This window comes from Cloacibacillus sp., assembly GCA_036655895.1.
Taxonomy (GTDB): domain Bacteria; phylum Synergistota; class Synergistia; order Synergistales; family Synergistaceae; genus JAVVPF01.
This window is the reverse complement of the sequence record JAVVPF010000121.1, coordinates 1-1,455: the sequence shown is the minus strand read 5'-3', so window position 1 is coordinate 1,455 and position 1,455 is coordinate 1. Positions and strand designations below refer to the sequence as shown.

Annotated in this window: 2 protein-coding genes; both read right to left on the bottom strand. The window is 54.6% G+C overall.

The annotated features are described in order from the left end of the window. Positions 1-1,071 (bottom strand): PAS domain-containing protein (locus RRY12_13240; GenBank protein MEG2185639.1); only part of this gene is annotated, 1,071 nt, incomplete at its 3' end. Further along, positions 1,046-1,455 (bottom strand): response regulator (locus RRY12_13235; protein ID MEG2185638.1); only part of this gene is annotated, 410 nt, incomplete at its 5' end. The genes RRY12_13235 and RRY12_13240, both read right to left, overlap by 26 nt.

Genomic DNA, 1,455 nt, shown 5'->3' with positions numbered 1-1,455 from the left:
CGCGGCTCCGTTATAGATGTCGTCGTACATTTTGAGTACGACGGGGATGTCTTCTTCAAATATTCTGCCGTCGCTGATGAAGCTCTCGGGGACGCAGCAGGTGTATTCCCCGCAGCAGAGCATGGAGGGGCTTTTGTCTTTATGGTGATAGGATATTTTTCGTTTGTCCAGGTCGAGCGTCCAGATGTTGACGCCCGTCTGTTCGACGGCGATGTTTATCGTCTCTTCGCGGATGCGCCCCTCAAGCAGCAGTCTGCGCTCGGCTGTGATGTCGGTGTAGACTGCGTAGAAGTATACGTTGCCGTCCGTCCTCCGCACGGGCACAGCGTCGATGCTGACCCATATATATTCGTTGTCCGGCCCCATGAGGCGGTATGTCTCGCAGATTTTCGTCATGTTGTAAGCGGCGTCGTCGAAGGCTCTGATTACGCGCGCCTTGTCTTCAACATGGAGGCCGGCATAGGCGTCTTTGCGGTAATGTATCAGGAGATTGTCGCGCGATGTGTCAAGCAGGCGGCAGACGCCGTCGTTGAAATAGATGGGAAAAAGCGCGCCGCAGTCGTAGCGCAGCACGACGATGCCGGCCTGCACCGTGTCCATGAGCAGCGTCATCTCCGCCTGCGAGTCGAGCAGGTCCCGCTGAAGTTTTTTTTCTGTGTGGGAGACGGGGAAGAACTCGTCCTTGTCCTGAAGGCCGCTTAGTACGGAAACGTGTATGGAGCGGATCTTAACGGCATCGCCCGCGCGGGAGCAGGTGAAGTTGATGTTCATGGCGCTTATGGCGTGCTTCTGCGTAAGGTCTTCGACGCTTAAGTCCATGACGGCGCTGGCTGCCTCTTCGCCAATCTTTACCTCGTGATAATTGGATATCTTCCACGCAAATTTAGCGGGCGTCACCTTCATCTCACGGCAGAGCATTTCTTTTACGGCCGCCGCGCCAAAGGCTTTCTCTCCTTCGCCGCAGCCTATCCAGCAGATGTCGTCCGAAAGCAGAGAGAGCGTTTTTTCAACATCTCTGTGCAGCAGATATTCATTGAGATAGGCCTCAATTATCAGTTTTATACTGTTCAAATTTCAGCCTCCGTCCATCTTCTTTTGTTATCAGAGAATATAGCTCGCTGCACAGCCTTTTTGGGTCGAACGGCTTTGTGATGTGCGCGTCCATCCCCGCTTCTTTTGATTTTTTTATATCGTCGTCGAAGGCGTTCGCAGTCATCGCGATTATCGGGATGTGCGCGGCGTCGTTTCGCGGCTGCCGCCGGATCTTTCGCGTCGCTTCAAGGCCGTCCATGACAGGCATACGGATGTCCATCAAGATGGCGTCGAAAAAGCCGAGCGGGGAGCCGACGAATGTTTCAACGCCCTCTTGTCCGTCCGTGGCGCAGGTGACGAGGACGCCGTTTTTTTCAAGCAGTCTGCGCGCTATCTGCCTGTTGAGCGGATGGTCTTCGCAGA